The sequence below is a fragment of the Kitasatospora sp. NPDC048286 genome (assembly GCF_043201735.1).
In the GTDB taxonomy this organism is placed as follows: domain Bacteria; phylum Actinomycetota; class Actinomycetes; order Streptomycetales; family Streptomycetaceae; genus Kitasatospora.
Genome location: NZ_JBICZE010000044.1, coordinates 1 through 1,584, shown reverse-complemented (window position 1 = coordinate 1,584; position 1,584 = coordinate 1). Strand labels below are relative to the sequence as shown.

Sequence of the window (1,584 nt, the reverse complement as noted above, 5' to 3'; positions counted from 1 at the left end):
ACCTCCGCCGCGAACGGAGCGATCTTCGCCTCGGCCAGCGAACGCACCGCCTCACGGAGCATCTCGTGCTCCTCGGAGATCCGGAAGAGATCGAACTCCTGGCTCATGATCGCCACTCCTGTTTCACGACGGTACTCAGTACCCTTCATTATGCATGCGCGCGGCAAAAAGGGAACTCAGTGCCTTCCCTTGGCGGTACTGAGTTCCCTATCCTTTTCGTGCCGAACTTCCGGCGTACTTTCGCCGTACTTCCGCCGAACGAGCCGTCCGAGCGCAGGGAGATGACAGCGTGGTCCACTCAGCCATCGATGCCGACACCCGGAGCACGACGCTGTACTTCCAGCGCTGCACGTGGTGCAACAACCCGACCTTCCAACGGCTGCTCTGCCCCACCTGCGGCTCCACCGACCTCAGGCTGGAGCCCAGCGAGGGCACGGGCGTGGTGCGGCGCTGCGCGGTCGAGCAGGCCCGGACGCCGCTGGTCCGTCAGAAGTCGCTGATCCGGATGGCGGAGGGCTTCGACGTCTGGTGCATCGTGGACGGGATGCGCAGCACCGTCCCGGTCGGCACCCGGGTGCGGCTGCTCTCCTCCTCCGACTCCGAACAGCCGGAGCTTCGGCTGCTGCCGATGGAGGAGCCGCCGTCGCCGCCGGACACCGAACCGCGCCCGCTGCCGCCGGCCCAGGGCGGCTTCACCCAGCACCTCGCGGCCTTCGTCGCGGAGTGAGCCGCGGGGCTCGCCGCGGGGTGCGTCACGGGCTCGGTCGCGGACCGCGCCACCGACCGGTCGGGCCGGGCGGCGCGCCGGGAAACCGCCGGGAGACGACGGAGGGCGTGGCACCGAGTACCACTCGGCGCCACGCCCTCCGTCGTCGTCGTTGCGGGATCAGGCCTTGCGGGCCTTCACCTCGGCGGTGAGCTGCGGCAGCACCTCGAAGAGGTCGCCGACCACGCCGTAGTCGGCCAGCTCGAAGATCGGGGCCTCGGGGTCCTTGTTGACGGCCACGATGGTCTTCGAGGTCTGCATGCCGGCCCGGTGCTGGATGGCGCCCGAGATGCCGTTGGCCACGTACAGCTGCGGGGAGACCTGCTTGCCGGTCTGGCCGACCTGGCTGCTGTGCGGGTACCAGCCGGCGTCCACGGCGGCGCGCGAGGCACCGACGGCAGCGCCGAGCACGTCGGCGAGCTCCTCGACCACGCCGAAGCCCTCGGCGGCACCGACACCGCGGCCGCCGGAGACCACGATCGCGGCCTCGGTCAGCTCGGGACGGCCGGAGGACACCCGCGGGGTGCGCGAGGTGACCTTGGCGGCGTTGCCGGTGAACTCCACGGCCACGTTCTCCACCGCGCCGGCGGCCGGGGCGGCCTCCGGGGCGACGGCGTTCGGCTTGACGGTGATGACCGGCGCGCCCTTGCTCACCCGGGAGTCGACGGTGTACGAGGCGGCGAACACCGACTGGGTGGCGATCGGGCCCTGGTCGCCGGCGCGCAGGTCGACGGCGTCGGTGATGATGCCGGAGCCGATCCGCAGCGCGACGCGCGCGGCGACCTCCTTGCCCTCACCCGAGGACGTCACCAGCACGG

Annotated in this window: 2 protein-coding genes; one reads left to right on the top strand and one right to left on the bottom strand. The window is 71.2% G+C overall.

From position 1 onward, the window contains the following. Positions 1-289: 289 nt before the first annotated feature. Positions 290-727, top strand: coding sequence for a hypothetical protein (locus tag ACGF13_RS40260; protein ID WP_392884607.1), 438 nt, complete (start codon positions 290-292; stop codon positions 725-727). Positions 728-886: 159 nt separating this feature from the next. Here the strand turns inward: ACGF13_RS40260 and ACGF13_RS40255 are convergent. Beyond that, positions 887-1,584, bottom strand: a 698-nt coding sequence (locus ACGF13_RS40255; RefSeq protein WP_392884605.1) for an electron transfer flavoprotein subunit alpha/FixB family protein, incomplete at its 5' end; no start/stop codon positions are given.